The sequence below is a fragment of the Wolbachia endosymbiont (group B) of Rhopobota naevana genome, assembly GCF_947250615.1.
Lineage (GTDB): Bacteria > Pseudomonadota > Alphaproteobacteria > Rickettsiales > Anaplasmataceae > Wolbachia.
Genome location: NZ_OX366333.1, coordinates 956,197 through 976,447 on the forward strand (window position 1 = coordinate 956,197; position 20,251 = coordinate 976,447).

Genomic DNA, 20,251 nt, shown 5'->3' on the forward strand with positions numbered 1-20,251 from the left:
TCCTATTGACTCTTTTTTTTATCTCCCGTTCCACATTCTTCCATAAAAGAGGCATTTGTAGAGTTTATACCACCCATTACTTTTATGACAATAGTTTTAGCGCCAAAAAACACAGCGCAAAATACACCGAGGGCGAAAAGAGCAGGCCACGGCATTCTACCAAATATTGCAAGTAAAGCTGCTCCTATTATCACTACGGTCATAAGCGGTCCACCTATTCCCCAAACGTAGCCAATAATATTACATATTACTTGAGCAGTTGTATCGTCATTAGAGTTAGCAGCACTTCCAACATGAGAAAAAGAAATAAATAATACTATAAGTAGAATACAAAAAACCTTTCTAATTGTAGGGTTCATCCCTATACCTTAAGTTTAAATATTATAATTATATCTAAAATAGTATAATTTTCAGTAAAACTAGCATTGTGATTTATACAATATTGCATAGCAAATGATGTCTATTGGTTATCAATCACTGTCAATTACTTGAGAGCTTATTTCGACTTTCGAAAAAGAGCAATAACACCCATGAGTAAAATTTCACATTACCACTTTTATGTGTTATGATAAGCTTAAATTTACAAAGAAAATAAAATTGAAAGAATTGAGAGAGAACCGGATAGCAAGAACGAGAAAGTTTTTATCTTCACTGTTTTTTTTGCTACTAATTGCGCTATCAATACGTAGTTTTTTATTTGAGCCATTTCATATTCCTTCTGGTTCAATGAAAAGCACTCTACTTGAGGGAGATTATATTTTTACTAGTAAATATTCATATGGTTATAGTAAACACTCTTTTCCATTTTCTCCAAACATCTTTAGCGGTAGAATCTTTTATACCCCTCCGGAGCGTGGTGATATAATAGTTTTCAAGCCTACAAGAAATGACAGCATTAGATTTGTTAAGCGGGTAATAGGAATACCGGGCGATAAAGTGCAAATGATAGAGGGGGAGTTATATTTAAATGATCAGAAAGTAAAGCGAAGACAAATTGAAAATTTTTTTGATTATGAGTCAAAGCGTAATATAGCAAGATACATCGAAACACTCCCGAGCGGCAAGGAGCATGAAATTCTAATAGATAATCTTTCTAATAAGTTATCATACAATACTCCAGTTTATTATGTGCCTGATGATCAATTTTTTGTTATGGGAGACAATAGAAATAATTCTTTTGATAGCAGGTTTTCTGAAATTGGGTTAATACCAACTGAAAATATAGTTGGGCGCGTAAGCATGGTTGGTTTATCGTTTAAATTAGGCAAAGTTGATTGGTTGCCGTTTGATTTTAGGTTACCTATTGCTCTGAGATTTGACAGGGTACTTCACAAAGTTTTATGAACTCTATCTGTCTGCTGATTCGCATAATTCTAAAGCAGAGTTTTCTAACTCAGAGATAGCATTATTAATGTTGTCTAAGTCATTTTCCTGTAAAGCGTCTTTTGCGTTCTGTAGTAAAATTTTTAACTTTTGCTCAGTGGAAACATTTTCAACTAGATGTATGAGCTTGTTACCGTTAATTTTAGCCTCTGCAAGGGAACGAGCCTTCATGTCTTCATCAAAGTTACTTACTGACTGATTGACCATATCTTGAATATCTTCTTCACTTAAGCCAGAGCTTGAATTTATTTCAACTGTCTGTTCGACTCCAGTAGTTTTTTCTCTTGCAGTGACAGTCAATATTCCATCAATGCTAACTGTAAATCCTATTTCAACTTTTGCAGAACCTGCAGGCAATTGTGGTATACCTTTGAGTTCAAATCGTGCTAGAGATTTATTATCTTTTATCATTTCACGTTCTCCTTGACAAACGTGAATTTTCATTGCTGTTTGCCCGTTAGCGTAAGTTGTAAACTCTTTTATTTCTGAAACTGGTAGTGGTGTATTTCTTGGTATAATTTTTTCAACTATTCCCCCCATAGTTTCTATGCCAAGTGATAAAGGCAGCACATCAAGGAGAATATTCCTATCTTTTGAGTTTGAAGTTAAATAATGAGCCTGCAAAGCTGCCCCATTGGCAACTGCTTTGTCCGGATCCACATCATTCAGCACTTTATTGCCAAAGAGTTTGATTAGTGAATTTTGCACTAATGGCACTCTAGTTGCGCCACCAACTAAAATTACCCCTTTTATATCATCGATTTTAAGATCTATGTTGCTTATAGTACGAGTAACTATATTTATAGTCTTATTAACCAAAGGACTGATTGCTTGCTCGAATTCTTCTTTGGTAATTTTGCACTTAAATAATTCACCATTGATGCTGAATTCAAAAGTGCCAGAGGTATCTTCACTTAGGTACTCTTTTATAGCACGTATATTGCAGATACCAGTTTTAGTGTATGAATGTTGTAATTTGTAGGTAGTTGTATCAGATGGTGTCATTCCAGTGCTTGACACTGGAATCCAGTTCTTATTATATAACTTTCTGGTGTGTTCACTTGCAATCAAACTTTCTGGATCCCAGTGTCGGAGCACTGGGATGACACTAGAGCATTTTTTATTTAAACCTACCTGTTCTCTATACTTTTCAAGCACGATTAAACTAAGTAGATGATCAAAATCATCACCACCAAGTTTAGTATCACCACCAACTGCAAGAACTTGAAACACTCCTTGATGTAATTTTAATATTGAAATGTCAAATGTTCCACCACCGAGGTCATAAACTGCATATATGCCACTGTTATTGTTCTTTCCAATGGAGTAAGAAAGTGCTGCAGCGGTTGGTTCATTAATGAGGCGAAGAACATCTATGCCAGCTAATTTTGCTGCATATTTGGTTGCGTTACGTGCTGAATCATCAAAATAAGCTGGTACAGTAATCACTGCTTTGTTAACTTTCATCCCTGTGAATTTTTTTACCCTCTTGCATAGAGTTTTTAGTATCTCAGCAGAGATCTCAATAGGAGTGAGATACTTTTCTTCTGAGCATTTTACCCTAATAACTTTTTCACTTTCGTTATCTATTTCACAATTGATACCTTCTTTATGCAAGTCTTTAACACTTTTACCCATTAAGCGTTTTATAGAGCAGATAGCGTTTTCGCCAACATCGTAGCCTACTTTTAGTACATCCTTTTCATATGAAATGACAGAAGGTAATAGTTCACGACCTTGCTCATCTTTAAATATTTCTACATTGCCAGCTTTATTTACCATGGCAATTAAAGAGTTAGTAGTTCCAAGATCTATACCAAAAACTACCTCATTTGAACTTGGTTCAGAAATTTGAACTGGCCGCATTTTCCTTTATCTCCTCAAATGACTTATATAAATATCTCAATCTAAAAACTTGCGTAGCAGCTTCATCAAAATTTTTTGTAGCAAAAGCATTAATTAGGTTTTTAGTACAATCTTTTACCTTTTCATCAATCATCCTACTTGCAAATTGTAAATCATCGCAGTCTAGAAAGTATTCTCTTATTTCCATTGATTCATTTAATATTTCAGGATCAAGATGCTCTTTTTTGCTTTGTACGTCAAAAAGATCCAACAAATGTTCGGCACGCTTTAGCGGTGACTTCAGTACCTGATAAGCTTTGTTGATATTTTCCATATTTTTGGACTCTCTTTCATTTATATCAGTTTTGCTTAGCTCAATATATTTTTTCTCCAGCTCATCAAAGCTGATGTTAAAAGCCGGTTCAATTCCAAATAATGTGAAATGGTTGCTAGACATGAAAACTCTCTCCACAACCACATTTTCCTTTCTCATTAGGATTTTTGAAAATAAAACCTGATGAGAATTTTTCCTCTACATAATCCATTTCAGAGCCAAGGATAAACATGATAGATTTTGGATCGATCAGCACCTTGACTTTTTGATCATCACTGCAGCTTTCTTCAATTACCGACTCCAAAGGACGAACATCATATGCATATTCAATATCATATTTTAAACCAGAGCATCCTTTTTGCTTAATTAGAACTCTTATTCCTATTGCTTCTTCAAGGTTAGCATGCTTCTTTTTGTCCAATAAAAACCTTACCCTCTCTACTGCATTTGCAGTTAGAGTGATAGGTTTTTTAACAGAATTTACTCCTTGAAATTCACTCATATTCCTCAATGTTTTTGTTTATTTTGATAATCATGAATAGCAGCTTTTATAGCATCCTCAGCAAGTACTGAACAGTGTATCTTTACTGGCGGCAAAGACAATTCTTCCACTATTTGAGTATTCTTTATCTTTGTTACATTCTCAATAGTTTTTCCTTTGATCATTTCTGTAAGCAAAGAACTTGAAGCTATAGCAGAACCACAACCAAAAGTTTTAAATTTTGCGTCTTCAATAACACCTTTATCGTTGACCTTTATTTGCAGTTTCATTACATCTCCGCATGATGGTGCACCAACTAAACCAGTACCAACATTTGGATCATTTTTATCCAGAGAACCAACATTCCTTGGATTTTCGTAATGATCTAAAATTTTCTCATTATAACTCATAGAACTACCCGTAAACCATTACTTACATTATAACATATTTAGGTTAAAAACTAAAGTAAAATACACTAGCAAGCGGTACATTTTACTCACAAAATATATAGGTTACTAGTGTATTTACTTTACAAATACATATAGTGCATGTCATTCTTTATATGGTAATTTTAGAAGGAGTATTTCTTGAGTTTATTAAGTAATCTTTATCAAGGACTATTAAAAACCTCCTCCCGTTTTAGTGATGGAGTAAAAAATATTTTTTCTGGCAAAAAAAAATTAGATCAGTCGCTTTTAGATGATCTGGAAGAGCTGCTGATCAGCATGGACATAGGTCATAAAACTTCTAGATTGCTTATTGATAAGCTCGCAAGTATCAAATTTGAATCAGAAGTTGAACATAACATTATCACACAGCAGTTAATGAGCGAAATAGAAACAATATTAAACCCTGTTGTGCAGCCGCTCATTTTGAATAAAAAACCACACATAATAATGGTATGCGGAGTGAATGGTAATGGAAAAACTACAACTATAGGTAAACTTGCCTATAAATATAAGGAAAAAGGAAAATCCGTTATGCTTGTTGCGTGCGACACATTCAGAGCTGCTGCGAGTGAGCAATTAAATATTTGGGCAGAACGTTCTGATTGCTCTATTGTTACTGGAGAGCACGGTAGCGATTCTGCAAGTGTGGCATATAGAGCTGTAAATCAAGCGATAAAAGATAGCGTTGATGTTGTTTTGATTGATACAGCGGGAAGGCTACAAAACAATGTAAATCTCATGCAAGAGCTGTCAAAAATACATAGAACGATAAAGAAATTGGATGATACTGCTCCTCATGATGTTATTTTAGTTCTTGATGCAACTACTGGCCAAAATGCTTATAGCCAATTAGAGGCCTTTAGTAAAATGGTTGGTGTTACCGGGTTAATTGTAACAAAGCTAGATGGTACTGCCAAAGGTGGAGTAGTGATTGGGCTTGCAGAAGCTTATAAGGTGAAATTACACGCTATAGGAATTGGTGAAAGTATAGAAGACCTGAGGGAATTTACTGGCAAAGAGTTTGCTGAAGCGCTGTTTAAATCTGATTGAAGATCTCTTTAATTTTCTCATATGACCAAGCTTAATTATCATGAGAAGCCGTTTTTAGATGGTATCATTCCAGTACTTCCTATTTGAGTAGCCTTTTCTTGTCATCCCAGTCTGGGATCCAGATTGCAAGTGGGTTGGGTGAGCCGTTAACGTATAAAAATTACTTCCGCATATTTTCAATCTCATTATAATTACAAATAGAGATATTTTAAGAGCTCAAAATCTATCTTTAGTCTGCAGACTTTTTAATCAAACTTATTAAAAAATGTATTCTTCAGTGTATATCTGTCGTATGTGCACTGCATTTTTTTCTAACTCTTTTTTATACAGGAGGATTTTATGTCCAGAATTCCAGATACTTGACCTTTACTTTAGCTAAAAACCAACTGGTACCTATGGTTTTAGAAAGTGTAGGAAATAGAAACGTTTCTGTTTTTTGAGTAATTAAAAACCACTTCAGCTTGTCACTCATGCTTAAAAAGTTATTATATTAATGTAATATTGATACTTGTATACTAACATAAATATATTTTAAAAATTTAAGGAGTATATTATGACAATGTCTACCACAAATTAGTGAGAAATTAGCAGCTAGAGCAAAAAGTCTCTTTGATGAGAGCGAAAAATTATTGCTTATAGCAGAGGAAATATATAATCAAGATCCAATGAATTTTTAATTACAGTAAAAACAGTAAAAAAAGAAGCCAGTGTCACCTACTCAGATGACATTATGGAAGCTGGGATAACATCCTTCCCACAAGCAAAATGTTCATGCAGATAATATTTAACTGTGATTGAAGATCTCTTTTAACTCTTTTATATGACCAAGCTTAATTATCTCAATATCATGAGAAGAATAATTGCCATTTTTAGGCATAATCGCTTTTTTAAATCCTAACTTTTGTGCTTCCCTTAGTCTGAGATCAGCATGCGAAACATTTCTAATTTCTCCTGAAAGTGCAACCTCACCGCAGATTATTGAAGAAGTTGGTAGCGGTAAATTTACTAAACTTGAAATAAGAGAAGCAGCAACAGCAAGATCAGCTGATGGTTCCTGTATTTTGAGTCCTCCTGCAATGTTTAGGTATACTTCTTTATCATGCAAAAACATTTTACAACGAGCACTTAGAACCGCGATTATCATAGCTAATCTATTAATATCCCAACCAACTACTGCTCTTCTTGGAGTTGCCATATTAGTCCTTGCTATTAATGCTTGCACTTCCATTAAGATTGGTCTTGAGCCTTCAACTCCTGCAAATACGGCGCTGCCAACTACTTCTCTATCATGTACGGTCAAGAATAATGATGATGGATTATCAACAGGCATGAGTCCTGCTTTAGACATCTCAAAAACACCAATTTCATTTGCAGGGCCAAATCTATTTTTAATAGTACGTAAAATGCGATATTGATTACTATTTTCACCCTCAAAATATAGTACTGTATCTACCATATGCTCCAGGGTTTTAGGTCCCGCTATTTGTCCATCTTTCGTTATATGGCCAACTATTAAGAGAGAAACACCATATTGCTTTGCAAGAACAGTCAATTCATGAGCGCAGGTACGGACTTGAGTTACAGTTCCTGGTGCTGATGTGACTTTGCTATCATACATAGTTTGTATAGAATCAATTATCAAGAACTTAATACTTTTATTTTTCCTTATTGTTGCTACTACATCAGTTAAAGATACTGTAGATAAAAGCTTAATTTTAGGTTCATTTATCTTAAGACGCTTTGCTCTGAGGCTCACTTGCTCTAAAGATTCCTCGCCAGATACATAAAGACATTCAAAAGAGGAAAGTTGTACAACATTAGCTGCAATCCTAAGCAAAAGAGTAGATTTTCCAATTCCAGGTTCACCACCAATTAAAATGCTAGCACCTTGAACGATACCTCCACCAAAAACTCTATCTAACTCTTCTATTCCTGTTAAAAAACGATCGGGGGTAATAATTTCACTATCTGATAACGCTTTTATTGAAATTGGTGCAGATGTACTTCTCGTTTCTGTTTTTAGTACTATTTCTTCGACAACCGTATCCCAACTGTCACATGCAATACACCTTCCTACCCACCTTCCAGTGCTATGACCGCAGAATTGACATACGTATGCAGTTTTCATAAAAGCCAAAATTATAATTGTAATAAAAATTAGCTAAATAAGTGAAATAAATTTAAATAGAGAAAATTACCAATCACACTTTTTATCTTGTGGTTTTATTTGCAATATTGCTACTAAGCTGACTAATAAGCAAAAAATTACATAAAGCCCAGCAGCAAAGTCTATTTTAGGAAACATTATAGTAAACCAAGTGCATATCATAGGAGTAAATCCACCATGCAGGGCATAAGAAATGTTACGTGATAAACTCACACCACTAAATCTAACATTAGTAGGAAAAAGCTCAGCAGTAACTATCCCTATAGGATTAATACCCCTCTCGATTATAGAAAGAGCCATCACACTCAACATAATTATTAGGTAGCTTTTATAGTAATATGCAATAGATAACATAGGACAACATATTACCATTGTTATCACTATAAATAAGATTGCAGTGCGTTCTCTTCCTGTTTTATCAGCTAAAATTCCAAGCACTATTGAAGATATCGGCATTAATATACTGGTTATAATGAGTACAACTTCGTTGACATACGTTGTTACATAAGTTTCAACAGACACTATTTCTTTTGCAATTGTTCTAAGAAATATGGTAAATCCAACAGCAACATTAACAGGTACAGATATTAAAATGGCAAGTATCAGGGCTCTTTTATAGCGTTTTGTAAGCTCTATTATTGGTACATTAGGTAAATTTCTTTGTTCTCGATTTTTTTCATACGCTGGAGTTTCTCCTAGTGTATATATACTATATGCGCTTATTAATCCTAAAATGGCTGAAAAAATAAACGGCAGCCTCCAACCCCAAGCGTTAAAATCAGTGGTTTTTTTACAAATGATCACTGCAACCACAGAGAGCAATATGCCAATAGAGCGACCAAAACTTATTATTCCAAAAAACATTCCTAGTTTTTTCTTATTAGGTAAATGCTCTATGAGATAAACAGAGCTACCTCCTTGCTCAGCGCCAAGTGCAACCCCTTGTATCAGATGGATTGTAAGAAGCAACATAGTAGAGGTTATTCCTATTTTACTATAACTTGGAATAAACGCAACGAGACTAGAAGGAATCGATATTAGCAAGATAGCAATCGTTAACGCCATTCTCCTTCCATACCTATCACCAATGTGACCAAATACGAATGCACCAAGTGGTCTTACCATAGCGCCCAGTCCTGCAATTCCAAACAATTGCAATATGCTGTAGTAGATATCTTTTGCATAACAAAATTCTCTACTAATTATATTAACCAGATCAATAAAGAGCATATGGTCATACCATATTGCGATTCTACAGAGTATTGTTGCAATCAATACTCTTGTTTGTTGATTGTACACTTAGTTTAATTTGTAAATGTCTACTTATTTTTATTTTGGCTGCTTTTTAGAACTTTGCAACTCAAGCGTATGGCTTATATGTAAATATTATTAAAATTGGAACTTGCATAACCAGCCAGTCTGGGATCAAATAAAAAAATCTGGTCATCCGCTGGAATGACATGGTGGAATGTCCTTCTTGTCATTCCAGTACTCCTTTTCTTGTCATCCCAGTGCTCCGACACTGGGATCCATTTTTCCATCATCAGAAACGTTGATTACTTTTATACTCGTAAATTTAACTGGATCCCAGTGTCGGAGCACTGGGATGACACCTCTCTTAAATTACTTTAGCTACAAATATCAAGAAATTTACCAAGTAGAAAAAAGACAAAAGAAACCCCCTATTAGCTAGCTCTAATCCTGAAAATTGGCCTGTCTTAAACAGACCGTTTCAGCTTATATGGTTAAAAAACTGGAAGTTTTGTAAAGAAATAAGATGCACATAGTGCAAAAAATTAAAAATAAGACGACAACTGCGTTATGCTTTTGTCGTTTAATCTCCACAGACGAAGATAAATAGTATAGCGTTATCCTTATGGTAAGGGAGTTGGGAAAATTTGTAAAGTAGGCTCTTTCATTAGGTTTTTTGCTAACATTAAAACAATTCACTTAAAAAACTGAGAAGACCATTAAAATATTTTTTTACTTTTTATTCTATATATTTCAACATATTACCTTTAAGTACTAATAATTATGGCATTATTGATAGTTGAGTCGCCGGCAAAGGCAAAGACGATAGGTAAATATTTGAGTAAAGAATTTAAAGTGGCTGCATCCTTTGGCCACGTCAGAGATCTGCCAGCGAAGAATGGTTCTGTTGATCCTGATAATGACTTTGCCATGAAGTATGAGATTATTGAAAAAGCAGAAAAGTATGTAAAAGAGTTAGTCAAGGAAGCTAGTAAAACATCAGATATATACCTTGCAACAGATCCAGACAGAGAAGGGGAAGCAATAGCTTGGAATGTGATAGAGGCACTAAAGGAAAGAAAAGCAATCAATGATGAAAGCAACATTCATAGAGTAGTCTTTAACGAAATAACAAAAAGAGCAGTGCAAGAAGCTATAAAAAATCCACGTGAAATTAATATGGACTTAGTGCGTGCACAGCAAGCACGCAGAGCTTTGGATTATCTAGTTGGATTTAGCTTGTCACCGCTGCTGTGGACAAAATTGTCGGGAAGCAAATCTGCAGGGCGAGTGCAGTCTGTTGCATTAAAGCTTATATGCGAACGAGAGGATGAAATCAGTAAGTTTATAACACAGGAGTATTGGAGCATAAAGGCAGAAATGCAAAATAGCAAAGATGAGGCTTTTTTTGCTATGCTAAGCCACTATGACAATAAAAAGCTAGAAAAATTTGATATTAAGAATGAAGAAGAGGCAAAGAACTTAGTCAGGGAGATCGAGTCAAGGCAGTATGCTGTAAGCACAGTAGAACGCAAGCAAGTTAAGAGAAACCCGCTTCCTCCATTTATCACCTCAAGTCTTCAGCAAGATGCAGTGAATAAACTGTATTTTAATGTGAAAAATGTTATGCGAGTAGCGCAAAATTTATATGAAGGTATCAATATTGGTGGTGAAACCGTAGGGTTGATAACTTACATGCGTACAGATGGGTTTCATATTGCAGATGAGGCTATAAACTCAATCAGGGGATCAATTAAGTCATTATATGGTGATAAATATTTACCGCATTCTCCTCGTAAATATGTAAAAAAGGTCAAAAATGCTCAAGAAGCACATGAAGCAATCCGGCCAACTGATATTAATAGAACACCGGGTAGTATTAAGGATTACTTAACGCCAGAGCAATTTAAATTGTACGATTTAATCTGGAAAAGAACCATTGCAAGTCAAATGGAATCGGCGATTCTTGATCAAGTGGTAGTTGAAATTAGTTCTATTGACCAGAAAGTGATTCTGCGAGCAAGTGGATCAAGTATATTCTTTGATGGTTTTTATAAAGTCTATCAAGATAACATAGAAGCCGAAAATGAAGGCCTGCTACCTGCCATGAAGGAAGAGGAAGCGTGCAAGTTGATTTCTGTTGATCCGAAACAGCATTTTACTCAACCGCCACCTCGTTATAGTGAAGCGAGTATAGTAAAAAAAATGGAAGAAGTCGGTATAGGTCGCCCATCAACTTATGCAACAATTATTTCGGTATTACAAGATCGTGAATATGTTTCATTGGATAACAAAAGATTTATTCCAAGCAGCCGCGGTAAGATCGTGACTATATTTTTGGAAACTTTTTTTCAGCGTTGTGTAGAGTATGACTTTACAGCACAAATGGAAGAAAGGCTTGATTCAATCTCAAATGGACATGCAGATTGGAAAAAAGAACTAGGCTATTTTTGGGTGCCATTTTTTAATCATGTAAATTCTGTTAAGCAAATGACACATGATGAGATTTTTAGTGGTATTCATGATTTGGTAGTCAATTGGTTTTGCTCAGAGGAAGGAAAGGAAGAAATAGGTAAAAAATGTCCTAATTGCTCTGGTGGTATATTGAAATTAAATTTTGGAAAAGCCGGTGTGTTTCTTGGATGTTCTAACTATCCTGCATGCAATCATACAAAAGAAATTACGGGCAGTAATGACAATTCAGAATATCCAAAAAGTTTGGGTATAGATGATGTGACAGGCCAAGAGGTAATGATCAAAAAAGGTCCTTTTGGACTTTATCTGGAGTTTAATAGTGAGTCAGAAAAGAAAAAAAAGATTTCTGTACCAAAAGATATAAATGTTAATGATATTGATCTAAATACCGCCACTCGATTACTTTCCCTGCCGAAAATAATCGGAGAACACCCAGAAACTGGAAAGGAAGTAAAAATAGGTCTTGGACGATTTGGGTACTATATTCTCTATGATGGTCGATACTTTTCTCTTAAAAAAAGCTCTAAGGAGGTATTAGACACACAATTAAACGAAGCTATACAAATTATTGAGAGCAGCCCACGCAAAGAGCTAAAATCTCTTGGTTTTAATGAAAAGGGAAAAGAAGTTTTTATCTGCAACGGTAGGTACGGATTCTATATAAAATGCGGTAAAACAAACGTTGCTTTGGGCAAGAATGCAGATATTGAAAGTATAGATCTGAAGAAGGCTTTAGAGTTAATTAAGAATAAAAAGTAGACTTCTTGCATAACCATTCTTTATATGTTCTTTATTGTTGTTCCAGCGCTACACGCTGGAACTGAGAAAAAAAGAGCCTGAATTACAAGAAAGAAAATATTCAGATAACGAGAAAGTTGTCATCTGGTTAGCAGCTACAGTCGTGTGACGCAGACGTGCTAACAGGAAAATAGTCTCTATCAGAGTTAAGCTTTGCTGGCAAAAGGGAATGTTCAAAAAAGTGTGTCAAACCGAGAAATAAAAATAAAATAGAAACAAAAAATAGAGGTTTGATATATGAGTTACAAAATAGAAAATGGAACGACTGGCCTGGTAGATTACAAAGAGCTGGAAGCAAATATACTGTCATCAATAAGGGAAGGTAAACCATTGATGGGGAGAGATGGAGCATTAACACCATTTGTAAAAAGGCTGCTGGAAGCAAGTCTAGAAGGTGAAATAGAGCATCATTTATCCAATGAAAGAGAAGAAAAGAATCGAAGAAACGGAAAGAATGGCAAAACTTTGAAGACGAGTGCAGGTTCATTTGAACTATTGACACCAAGAGATAGAGAGGGAAGTTTCGAACCACAGATAGTGAAAAAAAGGCAAACAAGCTTACATCCAGAACTTGAAACAAAGGTCTTGAACATGTTTGCAAGCGGTGTGGGATACAGGGATATAGCATCCTATGTGGAAGAAATCTATGACCATAAAATATCTGCAGCAGAGATATCTGGAATTACAGATAAATTACTGCCTATAATCAATGAATGGAGGAGTCGTCCCCTACAATCAGTATACCCGATAGTATTTATGGATGGGATGTTTTTTAAGGTCAAAGAGAATGGACATTGCATAAGTAAATGCATGTACAATATATTAGGAATAGACCAAAATGGCAGAAAAGAAGTACTGGGTTTTTACTTAGCAGAAAGTGAGGGAGCTAACTTCTGGCTAGGCGTATTAAATGACTTAAAAGAGAGAGGAGTAGAAGACATTTTGATAGCTTGTGTTGACGGTCTGAAAAGCTTCCCTACAGATATAAATAGCGTATTTCCCAATGCTGAGGTACAGTTATGCATTGTGCACCAAATAAGAAATTCACTAAAATACGTATCCAGCAAAGATATAAAAGTTTTTATGAATGATTTGAAAAAAATATACCGTGCTACAAGTAGAGAAATCGCCGAAAATTATTTACTTGAACTGGAGGAAAAATGGGGTGAAAAATATCCTTTAGTCATAAAATCGTGGCAAAACAATTGGGAAAATTTGTCTAGTTATTTTAAGTATTCTGGCCCTGTTAGAAGGCTAATTTATACCACCAATCCAATTGAGGGGTTGCACAGACAAATCAGAAAATTTACTAAAACCAAAGGTTCATTTACCAGTACAAATGCCTTGTACAAATTGGTATATTGTGCTATAAAAAAGATAGAGCAAAAATGGGCTATGGCTTTGCCTAATTGGGCTCTAACTATATCTCAACTTGATATCTTTTTTCCTGATAGGTTAAAAATTGAGTTGAACTAAAAATTCGCTTTGACACACTTTTTTGAACATTCCCATATTATTTATTGGCAAGCGCTTTTATCACTGAATGCACAATATCACGCAACGTTTCATCCTTAATTTTCCTGTATTCCCTCACTAGCCTTGATATTTCTTCACTACCCACATCGCTACAAAAGGCCTTATCGTGTAAGTCTTCAGAAGCTTTGGTAAAAAAATATGACATATCAACGGACAAAGCTTCTGCCAAATTATACAATCTATCAATTACAAGCCTTACCTCTCCAGTTTCATATCCTTGTATATGCTGAAATGAAATTCCGAGCTTTTTTCCTAAGTCTCTTTGGCTAAAACCGCATATTAACCTTCTCTTCCTTATTCTTTCACCTATTTGTTTATCAATAGGATGTTGTTCATCTTGTACAATCATTTATTAATATATTAACTGAGGTATTGAAGCAATACTAACTCTCATTGTAACTTTGAGAAAAAGATTTTACCAATATATAAACTACGCTACGTAACCTTTTGCTTTTAATTTCATTATATCCTTTGACTAATTTTAGTATTTCTTCATCATAAGTTTCATGTGAGTCGACATGCACATCAGTAAAAAAATCAGCCACATTAATCGATAGTGCTTTTGCTAAGTCGTATAGCCTACTGGCCAAAATTTGGTTTGAACTATTTTCGTACCTTTGTATTTGTCTATACGAAACGCCTATTTTCTTTCCCAACTCAGTTTGTGTTAAACCACAGTATAATCTAAGTTCTTTTATTTTTTTGCCTAATTCCACCTTTCATTACTAATTTTAGCTGCTCAAGCTTATATTGAATTTTTTAATTTATGAAGTAGAAAAAAAGAAGGAAAGTTGGAGAACTTTCCTTCCGGTCTACAGATTACAATAAACCACTATCATAAAAACTAAAGTGGCTCTTCTGTGTTACGATTATGTGATCTATTAATTTCATTCCTACATTTTCGCAGGTTGCAGCTAATGTAAGTGTGTTATCCTCATCCTCCTTTGATGGTTCTGTATCTCCACTTGGATGATTATGTGAAATTGCAATAGATGATGCATCGATCAGTAATCCCTGTTTGATTATTTCTCTCACATATAGAGGTACTCTGTCTATAGTTCCACAGTCTTGAATATACTCGTATATCAAATGACCACTTCGATCTAAGTATATTACTCGCAAGCTTTCCTTTCGTGACTGCCCTATTGCTGTTTTAAAGTATTTTAGTAGCTCTTCTCTGTTATCAAGAATCGACAGCTTTTTTAACTTACCTTTCAGTATCCTATCGAAAATCTCTTTCAGACAAAAGATACTTGCTATTGCTCCATCATTCATTCCTGTAACATTTTTTAGCTCATGAAAGTCAGCGTTAATTACCCTTCCTAAACTACTAAAGAGCTCTATTAGCTTTTTGGCCACTTCTCTTCCTTCTTCACATTCAGATAGAGTACGTTCCAGTAGCTCATGGTCAAGTAAAGACCTGCCTCTACTTGATAAAATGCGAGTTTCCAATTTTTCTTTTCTCTCACTATTATTCATAAAAACCTCCAAGGTCAACATTATATACAAATTCAACGCCAGCTTTCTGACGCAGTAGTTCTCGAGGAATAACCCTTTTGAACTCTAAATTTGCAATGTTGTCCTTGTTGCTTTTACAACAGATTTACTACAATCCGAACTCCTCATTGATTTTATCGACTATCTCCTGTGGTGGATCATCTCCCCATCCTGAATATAAAATCTCTCCATAATCTGCAACATCTATAGAGCCAGTTCTACTTTTTGCCAGAAACATTTCTCTTTTATCTTTATCAACTAATACATAGTGCCAAGCTGATCTTCCTCGATCTTTACCACGAACTAGATATATGAGATCTGATCTACTTCTTCTTGTTGCATCAGCAAAGGATCTTTCGTTGATAGTTCTGCTTTTACTCTTTATGCCGCCACTTTCAGAAAAAGCTTCCTTGGCTTCAGCTTTTTTGTTTGCCAATTCAGAAATTTTTCCTTTTGCTCCTAGTGCATGTTCTTTGGTATTTTGAGATGAATACTTACTGGAAAAACCTCCTCTTGTCTCATTAGAGGTCCTATTTGTAAAACGCTTAGTAAACGAGTTATCGTTATCATTTTCTGCCATAAAAGTCTCCAAATTTTAGATTGTAGAATCCAAATTTTTACTACACCCTATCATAGGTTAGTTAAATTAATATAAATGAAGGATAATATAGTAATTATTACAGGAATTACAGCCTCAGGTAAATCAGAATTATGCGATAACTTGATAAAAAAGTATAAAAACATTAGCATAATAAACTGTGACTCAAAGCAGGTATACAAAGAGATTCCCGTAATTACTGCTCAACCACCAAAGCAGAAAGAATTTTATAGGCTATACGGTTATGTTTCAGCAAGAGAAAATTATTCCGTAGGTTTATGGCTAGAGGATTTAAAGAGGGAAGTTAACAACGCGCTGAAAAATTCACGAATACCCATCATCACTGGAGGAAGTGGGCTTTACATTAGCAGCTTAATCAAGGGATTATCATCGATTCCACAAATAAGCCAGGAAGTGAGAGAAAACGTAAATGAACTTAGGAAAAATTTAAGTAAAGAGGAATTCTACAAATTAGTGCTAAGCAAAGATCCAAGGATTCAAGGTAAAATATTTATTAATGACTCACATCGCCTCTCAAGAGCACTTGAAGTTATCACTGAAACTGGCAAGACAATCTTTGTATGGCAAGAAAATAGACAGCCTCCTTTGTTCAATAATTTTAAGGTATATACAATTCTACCTAAACGTGAGGATATATACCGAAAAATAAATTCTCGTTTTATTGAAATGGTTGAAAATGGAGCAATTGATGAAGTAAAAAACCTACTTAGCATGAACCCATCTCCACATTTGCCAGCTATGAAAGCACATGGAGTACCAGAAATTATAAGATACTTAAAAGGGGAGATTACTTTAGACGAAGCAATACAGATTGCTCAAACAAACACAAGGCATTATGCAAAACGCCAGTACACTTGGTTTAAAAATCAATTTCCGAATTCTCAAGTGATTGACTGTGCAAATAAATTGACAGAATTTTAGATATTTTGATTATTATGTATTATATTGCTATGCCTATGCAAACTTTTCTTGATAGTATTAAACTTTTTTCTTAAAGAACTTTCATCATTGCCTAAATTGTGATTATTAAATTCTTTGTAAAAATATTCTTACTTATGAAGCGCTACTATACCTGTAAGAGCCTTTATCACTAAATGAACTATATCACGCAATATTTCATCCTCAATTTTTCTATATTCTCTCACTAATCTTGTAACCACAATCTCCACTTTCATATCCTTGTATAGCTCTTCTCATAATAGTAGGAACAAGATAAGATAGTGATTTAGTGTAACAAGAAGGTAAAAATGCCAGCAGCGTAAAGTTATGACTTAAGGAAAAAAGCCATTCAGGCGTTGGATGAAGGAGAGAGCAAAACAGCAGTAGCAAATTTTTGGCCCTCTCTAATAACTTCAACATCACTAAATTCAAGGGATTGGCCTTCTATTATTTGGAATCTTTCATGTCCTTTTCCTGCAACTAGCAGAATCATATTTTCATCATGTGCTATATTTATACCTTTCTCTATAGCTTTTTTTCTATCTCCTATCTCCAGTGCATCAGGGCAATGTAACAAAATATCGTGACGAATTTTCCCCGGATCTTCATCACGCGGATTGTCATCTGTGACTATAACTTTACCTGCAAGCATTTGTGCTATTTTACCCATCTCTGCACGTTTTGTTTGATCACGATTCCCGCCACAACCGAACACCAGAACTATCTTTTTATTGAAGTGCCATTTTAAAGACAACAGAGCTTGTTTGAGTGCACTTGGAGTATGAGCGTAATCGACAAATGCAAAAGTGTTCACTTTTTCCATTCTTCCAGGTGGAGAAGCGAGTTTATCTATACACATTCTTTGATAGTCCATACCAGATGAAATAACTATACCGATTGCACACAACAAATTATATGCTTGAAATTGCCCAAAAATCGGAAAAAATGCGTTATAAATTTCATCACCGATTTGAATTGTTAGGTATTGACCATTGGCAGTGGGTATCTGCTTTAATAAAGTAATGTCAGAGTTTTTTTTTCCATAGGTTATAACTTTGTTGCCACGCTTTTCAGCTATGTTGAGCAACTCTCCATATTCGCCTATATCTGCATTTAAAATCGCTGTTTTTTCTTTTGGCAATACCTCATCAAACAACCTTTTCTTGGCCTCAAAATACTCATCGATACTTTTGTGATAGTCCAAATGATCTTGAGAAAAATTAGTAAAAGCTGCAGCATTGAGCCTGAGTCCATGGATTCTGTATTGATCGATTCCATGGCTTGAAGCTTCTAATGCTAAGTGTTCTACGTTCTTATTATTTATGTCACGCAATGTGGAATAAAGATCATCTGCACTTGGCGTTGTAAGGCTATTATCTTTTCTATTATTATTGACACATGTTCCCAGTGTTCCTATAGACGCTACATTATCTTGCCAAATCTGGCGACAAAATTCCACCACTGAAGTTTTACCATTCGTACCAGTTACAGCAGCAACATATTTAGGTTGTTTGAATTGATAAAACCTGCTGACTATTTCACTGTATATTCCTTGAGGGTCCGAGTGGTAAAGCACTGCAAAACTTGGAGTACTTGTCATTCGAGTAGCGGACACTGGAATCCAGTTTTCATTATACAATTGTCTAGTATGCTTGTTTACAATTAAATTTTCTGGATCCCAGTGTCTGAGCACTGGGATGACATCTTTCTTGGCCCCTTGTATTACAACGTCTACACAGTTGTGTACACATCCATTAGGAAGACATGTTACGTGTTCTTTACTCCTTTCTGACACACAAACAAAAAGGTAACCTTCTTTAACTCTCTTAGGATTACATGTGACGCCTTTGATTTCAATATCAAAGTCAGCATTTACAATGTTATGCAGTAGCTCTTTCAGTCTCACAATCATCTTTAACACTTGAACATGGCAGTCTTATTAATGCAGTATTCAAGTCAAAAATCAAATCTTCAGGATCTTCTAGTCCGCAAAATATTCGCACAAAACTTCCACCATAATCTGAATTCATTACAGATCTTGACATAGATCTATGGTCTACTGGTAATATCAAACTGTCACATCCTCCCCAAGAAGCACCAATGCCGAAAACTTTCATGTGATCAACCATGCAGCCTAGTTCTTCACATGAATATTCTCTATCGAGTACTATACTAAATACGCTACTTGCCCCTTTGAAATAACTTTTCCATAAATCATGCTGAGAATAGGAAAAGAGTGCGGGGTATAAGACTTTTTTGATTTTTGGATGTTTTTCCAGCCACTTTGCCACTTGCATTGCTGTACTTTGATGCTTCCTCATGCGTGTTTGCAGTGTTCTAAGTCCCCTGTGTGCAAGGTAACAGTCATGCGATTGAATGGTGACTCCATAATTTTTATAGCTCTCATAAAGCAATTTAAAAATTTTACTTTCAGCAACCATAGCTCCCATCACTAGATCTGAGTGACCGGCTAGATACTTTGTCACCGCGTATAGTGCAACATCAATTCCATAATCAAGCGGCTTAAAAAACAAAGGAGTGGCCCATGAATTGTCACAAACGGTTACGATTCCACGTGCTTTAGCAACTTTTACTATATGCTCTATATTTGAAATCTCAAACGTTATAGAACCAGGAGTCTCAATCATGATGAGTGAAGTATTACTCTGAACTAAATCAGTTATATCCTGTGTCGGATTATAAAAAGTTACTTCTACTCCTCTTTTTGGTAGCTCATTTTCGGCAAATCTCTTTAGCCTATAATAACTATTATCTTGTATCAGGACATGTGAACCTGCTTTAGTGAAAGTCAAAATAGCAAAAGTAAGTGCAAATAATCCAGAAGGGTAGATGAGTGCTTGTCCCCTACCCTCAATTTCAGCCAGTGCATTTGAAAAATAATGAACAGTAGGCGTACCAACATTACTGTAACTGTAATCCCTTGCAACACCATCATTGATTACATCGTATATACTTTCTCCATTTGCTGCATTTAAGTAGTCCTTGTAAGTAGGAAATAATATAGTAGAAGAATGATAAACTGGTGGGTTCATCGACCCTTTATAATCATTAAATTTTCTTCCTGCTTTAACTAATAAAGACTCTTCGTTCACATTTTTATTATTTATTTTTTAGATTGTATTCGCTTTGCGTATACAAGTGAAGAGAAATCGCATGTAATCGCTCTATTTCACTCTTTAATAATTCATAGATCAATTTATGCCTCTTTAAAGAGCTCATTCCAGAAAAGTCGTTAGATATTAATACTAATTTGATATGTGAAGGTAGTGTCGAAGAAGAAGCAAAATAATGATCTGCATGCTTTGCTGATTCATCGATAATATTAATATCAATTACACCTATTGAATCGCGTAATTTTTCTTCTATTGTCTTAATAATATCCACAATAGTTCCTTTAAGCAACAAT

General features: G+C 35.0%; 19 protein-coding genes. 5 read left to right on the forward strand and 14 right to left on the reverse strand.

Annotation, left to right across the window (positions count from 1 at the left end; translation table 11 throughout):
• Positions 1-2: 2 nt before the first annotated feature.
• A complete protein-coding gene (locus OOL01_RS04610) occupies positions 3-359 on the reverse strand; it encodes a TrbC/VirB2 family protein (protein ID WP_007302624.1) in 357 nt (118 codons plus the stop codon).
• Positions 360-558: 199 nt separating this feature from the next.
• Between OOL01_RS04610 and lepB the strand changes: the two genes are divergently transcribed.
• The gene (lepB, locus tag OOL01_RS04615) at positions 559-1,344 is read left to right on the forward strand and encodes a signal peptidase I (protein WP_264686426.1); all 786 of its coding nucleotides are present in this window, start codon (positions 559-561) and stop codon (positions 1,342-1,344) included.
• Positions 1,345-1,347: 3 nt separating this feature from the next.
• Here the strand turns inward: lepB and OOL01_RS04620 are convergent, their stop codons facing one another.
• The 4 genes from OOL01_RS04620 to iscU are packed head-to-tail and all read right to left on the reverse strand — an operon-like array spanning position 1,348 to position 4,453.
• Positions 1,348-3,249 (reverse strand): Hsp70 family protein, encoded by a 1,902-nt coding sequence (locus OOL01_RS04620; protein ID WP_264686427.1) that lies wholly within the window; start codon positions 3,247-3,249, stop codon positions 1,348-1,350.
• Positions 3,227-3,685 (reverse strand): iron-sulfur cluster co-chaperone HscB C-terminal domain-containing protein, encoded by a 459-nt coding sequence (locus tag OOL01_RS04625; protein ID WP_006012616.1) that lies wholly within the window; start codon positions 3,683-3,685, stop codon positions 3,227-3,229. The genes OOL01_RS04620 and OOL01_RS04625 overlap by 23 nt, the downstream gene beginning before the upstream one ends.
• Complete coding sequence (locus tag OOL01_RS04630; RefSeq protein WP_006012614.1) at positions 3,678-4,064, reverse strand: HesB/IscA family protein; 387 nt, start codon at positions 4,062-4,064, stop codon at positions 3,678-3,680. Before OOL01_RS04630 ends, OOL01_RS04625 begins: the two co-directional genes overlap by 8 nt.
• Before the next feature lie 5 nt (positions 4,065-4,069).
• A complete protein-coding gene (iscU, locus tag OOL01_RS04635) occupies positions 4,070-4,453 on the reverse strand; it encodes a Fe-S cluster assembly scaffold IscU (RefSeq protein WP_007302620.1) in 384 nt (127 codons plus the stop codon).
• 177 nt (positions 4,454-4,630) lie between these two features.
• On the opposite strand from iscU, the gene ftsY reads away from it, so the two are divergent.
• Positions 4,631-5,542 carry a signal recognition particle-docking protein FtsY gene (gene ftsY, locus OOL01_RS04640; protein ID WP_264375488.1) on the forward strand — a complete coding sequence of 304 codons (912 nt, stop codon included), beginning with the start codon at positions 4,631-4,633 and terminating at the stop codon, positions 5,540-5,542.
• Positions 5,543-6,326: 784 nt separating this feature from the next.
• Here ftsY and radA read toward each other — a convergent pair.
• Both radA and OOL01_RS04650 read right to left on the reverse strand, forming a co-directional pair.
• A complete protein-coding gene (radA, locus tag OOL01_RS04645; RefSeq protein ID WP_052264751.1) occupies positions 6,327-7,670 on the reverse strand; it encodes a DNA repair protein RadA in 1,344 nt (447 codons plus the stop codon).
• A 66-nt stretch (positions 7,671-7,736) separates the two neighbouring features.
• Positions 7,737-9,008 carry an MFS transporter gene (locus OOL01_RS04650; RefSeq protein ID WP_264686428.1) on the reverse strand — a complete coding sequence of 424 codons (1,272 nt, stop codon included), beginning with the start codon at positions 9,006-9,008 and terminating at the stop codon, positions 7,737-7,739.
• Between the two features lie 735 nt (positions 9,009-9,743).
• On the opposite strand from OOL01_RS04650, the gene topA reads away from it, so the two are divergent.
• Complete coding sequence (topA, locus tag OOL01_RS04655) at positions 9,744-12,194, forward strand: type I DNA topoisomerase (protein WP_010404951.1); 2,451 nt, start codon at positions 9,744-9,746, stop codon at positions 12,192-12,194.
• 276 nt (positions 12,195-12,470) lie between these two features.
• Positions 12,471-13,709 carry an IS256 family transposase gene (locus OOL01_RS04660; protein WP_264686429.1) on the forward strand — a complete coding sequence of 413 codons (1,239 nt, stop codon included), beginning with the start codon at positions 12,471-12,473 and terminating at the stop codon, positions 13,707-13,709.
• A gap of 37 nt (positions 13,710-13,746) precedes the next feature.
• Here the strand turns inward: OOL01_RS04660 and OOL01_RS04665 are convergent, their stop codons facing one another.
• The 4 genes from OOL01_RS04665 to OOL01_RS04680 all read right to left on the reverse strand — a co-directional run bounded on the left by OOL01_RS04665 (position 13,747) and on the right by OOL01_RS04680 (position 15,846).
• Positions 13,747-14,118 (reverse strand): helix-turn-helix domain-containing protein, encoded by a 372-nt coding sequence (locus OOL01_RS04665; RefSeq protein WP_041582616.1) that lies wholly within the window; start codon positions 14,116-14,118, stop codon positions 13,747-13,749.
• 34 nt (positions 14,119-14,152) lie between these two features.
• Positions 14,153-14,485, reverse strand: a complete 333-nt coding sequence (locus tag OOL01_RS04670) for a helix-turn-helix domain-containing protein (protein WP_041582615.1) — start codon at positions 14,483-14,485, stop codon at positions 14,153-14,155.
• Positions 14,486-14,588: 103 nt separating this feature from the next.
• A complete protein-coding gene (locus OOL01_RS04675) occupies positions 14,589-15,248 on the reverse strand; it encodes a JAB domain-containing protein (protein WP_012673223.1) in 660 nt (219 codons plus the stop codon).
• A 127-nt stretch (positions 15,249-15,375) separates the two neighbouring features.
• Positions 15,376-15,846, reverse strand: coding sequence for a hypothetical protein (locus OOL01_RS04680; protein WP_264686430.1), 471 nt, complete (start codon positions 15,844-15,846; stop codon positions 15,376-15,378).
• Between the two features lie 75 nt (positions 15,847-15,921).
• On the opposite strand from OOL01_RS04680, the gene miaA reads away from it, so the two are divergent.
• Complete coding sequence (miaA, locus tag OOL01_RS04685) at positions 15,922-16,806, forward strand: tRNA (adenosine(37)-N6)-dimethylallyltransferase MiaA (RefSeq protein ID WP_010407423.1); 885 nt, start codon at positions 15,922-15,924, stop codon at positions 16,804-16,806.
• 367 nt (positions 16,807-17,173) lie between these two features.
• Here the strand turns inward: miaA and OOL01_RS04690 are convergent, their stop codons facing one another.
• From OOL01_RS04690 to OOL01_RS04700, 3 genes are read right to left on the reverse strand one after another with little or no spacing between them, the layout of a single operon-like run.
• Positions 17,174-18,736: a Mur ligase family protein gene (locus tag OOL01_RS04690; RefSeq protein ID WP_264687252.1), complete on the reverse strand. Its 1,563-nt coding sequence runs from the start codon at positions 18,734-18,736 to the stop codon at positions 17,174-17,176.
• The gene (metC, locus tag OOL01_RS04695) at positions 18,705-19,937 is read right to left on the reverse strand and encodes a cystathionine beta-lyase (RefSeq protein WP_264686431.1); all 1,233 of its coding nucleotides are present in this window, start codon (positions 19,935-19,937) and stop codon (positions 18,705-18,707) included. Before metC ends, OOL01_RS04690 begins: the two co-directional genes overlap by 32 nt.
• Positions 19,938-19,944: 7 nt before the next feature.
• Positions 19,945-20,229, reverse strand: coding sequence for a BolA family protein (locus tag OOL01_RS04700; protein ID WP_039950480.1), 285 nt, complete (start codon positions 20,227-20,229; stop codon positions 19,945-19,947).
• Positions 20,230-20,251: the final 22 nt, after the last annotated feature.

Coding starts and splice junctions, on each gene's coding strand:
- OOL01_RS04610 (WP_007302624.1), bottom strand. CDS start 359: ATGAACCCTACAATTAGAAAGGTTTTTTGTATTCTACTTATAGTATTA.
- lepB (WP_264686426.1), top strand. CDS start 559: ATGTGTTATGATAAGCTTAAATTTACAAAGAAAATAAAATTGAAAGAA.
- OOL01_RS04620 (WP_264686427.1), bottom strand. CDS start 3,249: ATGCGGCCAGTTCAAATTTCTGAACCAAGTTCAAATGAGGTAGTTTTT.
- OOL01_RS04625 (WP_006012616.1), bottom strand. CDS start 3,685: ATGTCTAGCAACCATTTCACATTATTTGGAATTGAACCGGCTTTTAAC.
- OOL01_RS04630 (WP_006012614.1), bottom strand. CDS start 4,064: ATGAGTGAATTTCAAGGAGTAAATTCTGTTAAAAAACCTATCACTCTA.
- iscU (WP_007302620.1), bottom strand. CDS start 4,453: ATGAGTTATAATGAGAAAATTTTAGATCATTACGAAAATCCAAGGAAT.
- radA (WP_052264751.1), bottom strand. CDS start 7,670: ATGAAAACTGCATACGTATGTCAATTCTGCGGTCATAGCACTGGAAGG.
- topA (WP_010404951.1), top strand. CDS start 9,744: ATGGCATTATTGATAGTTGAGTCGCCGGCAAAGGCAAAGACGATAGGT.
- OOL01_RS04660 (WP_264686429.1), top strand. CDS start 12,471: ATGAGTTACAAAATAGAAAATGGAACGACTGGCCTGGTAGATTACAAA.
- OOL01_RS04665 (WP_041582616.1), bottom strand. CDS start 14,118: ATGATTGTACAAGATGAACAACATCCTATTGATAAACAAATAGGTGAA.
- OOL01_RS04675 (WP_012673223.1), bottom strand. CDS start 15,248: ATGAATAATAGTGAGAGAAAAGAAAAATTGGAAACTCGCATTTTATCA.
- OOL01_RS04680 (WP_264686430.1), bottom strand. CDS start 15,846: ATGGCAGAAAATGATAACGATAACTCGTTTACTAAGCGTTTTACAAAT.
- miaA (WP_010407423.1), top strand. CDS start 15,922: ATGAAGGATAATATAGTAATTATTACAGGAATTACAGCCTCAGGTAAA.
- OOL01_RS04690 (WP_264687252.1), bottom strand. CDS start 18,736: ATGATTGTGAGACTGAAAGAGCTACTGCATAACATTGTAAATGCTGAC.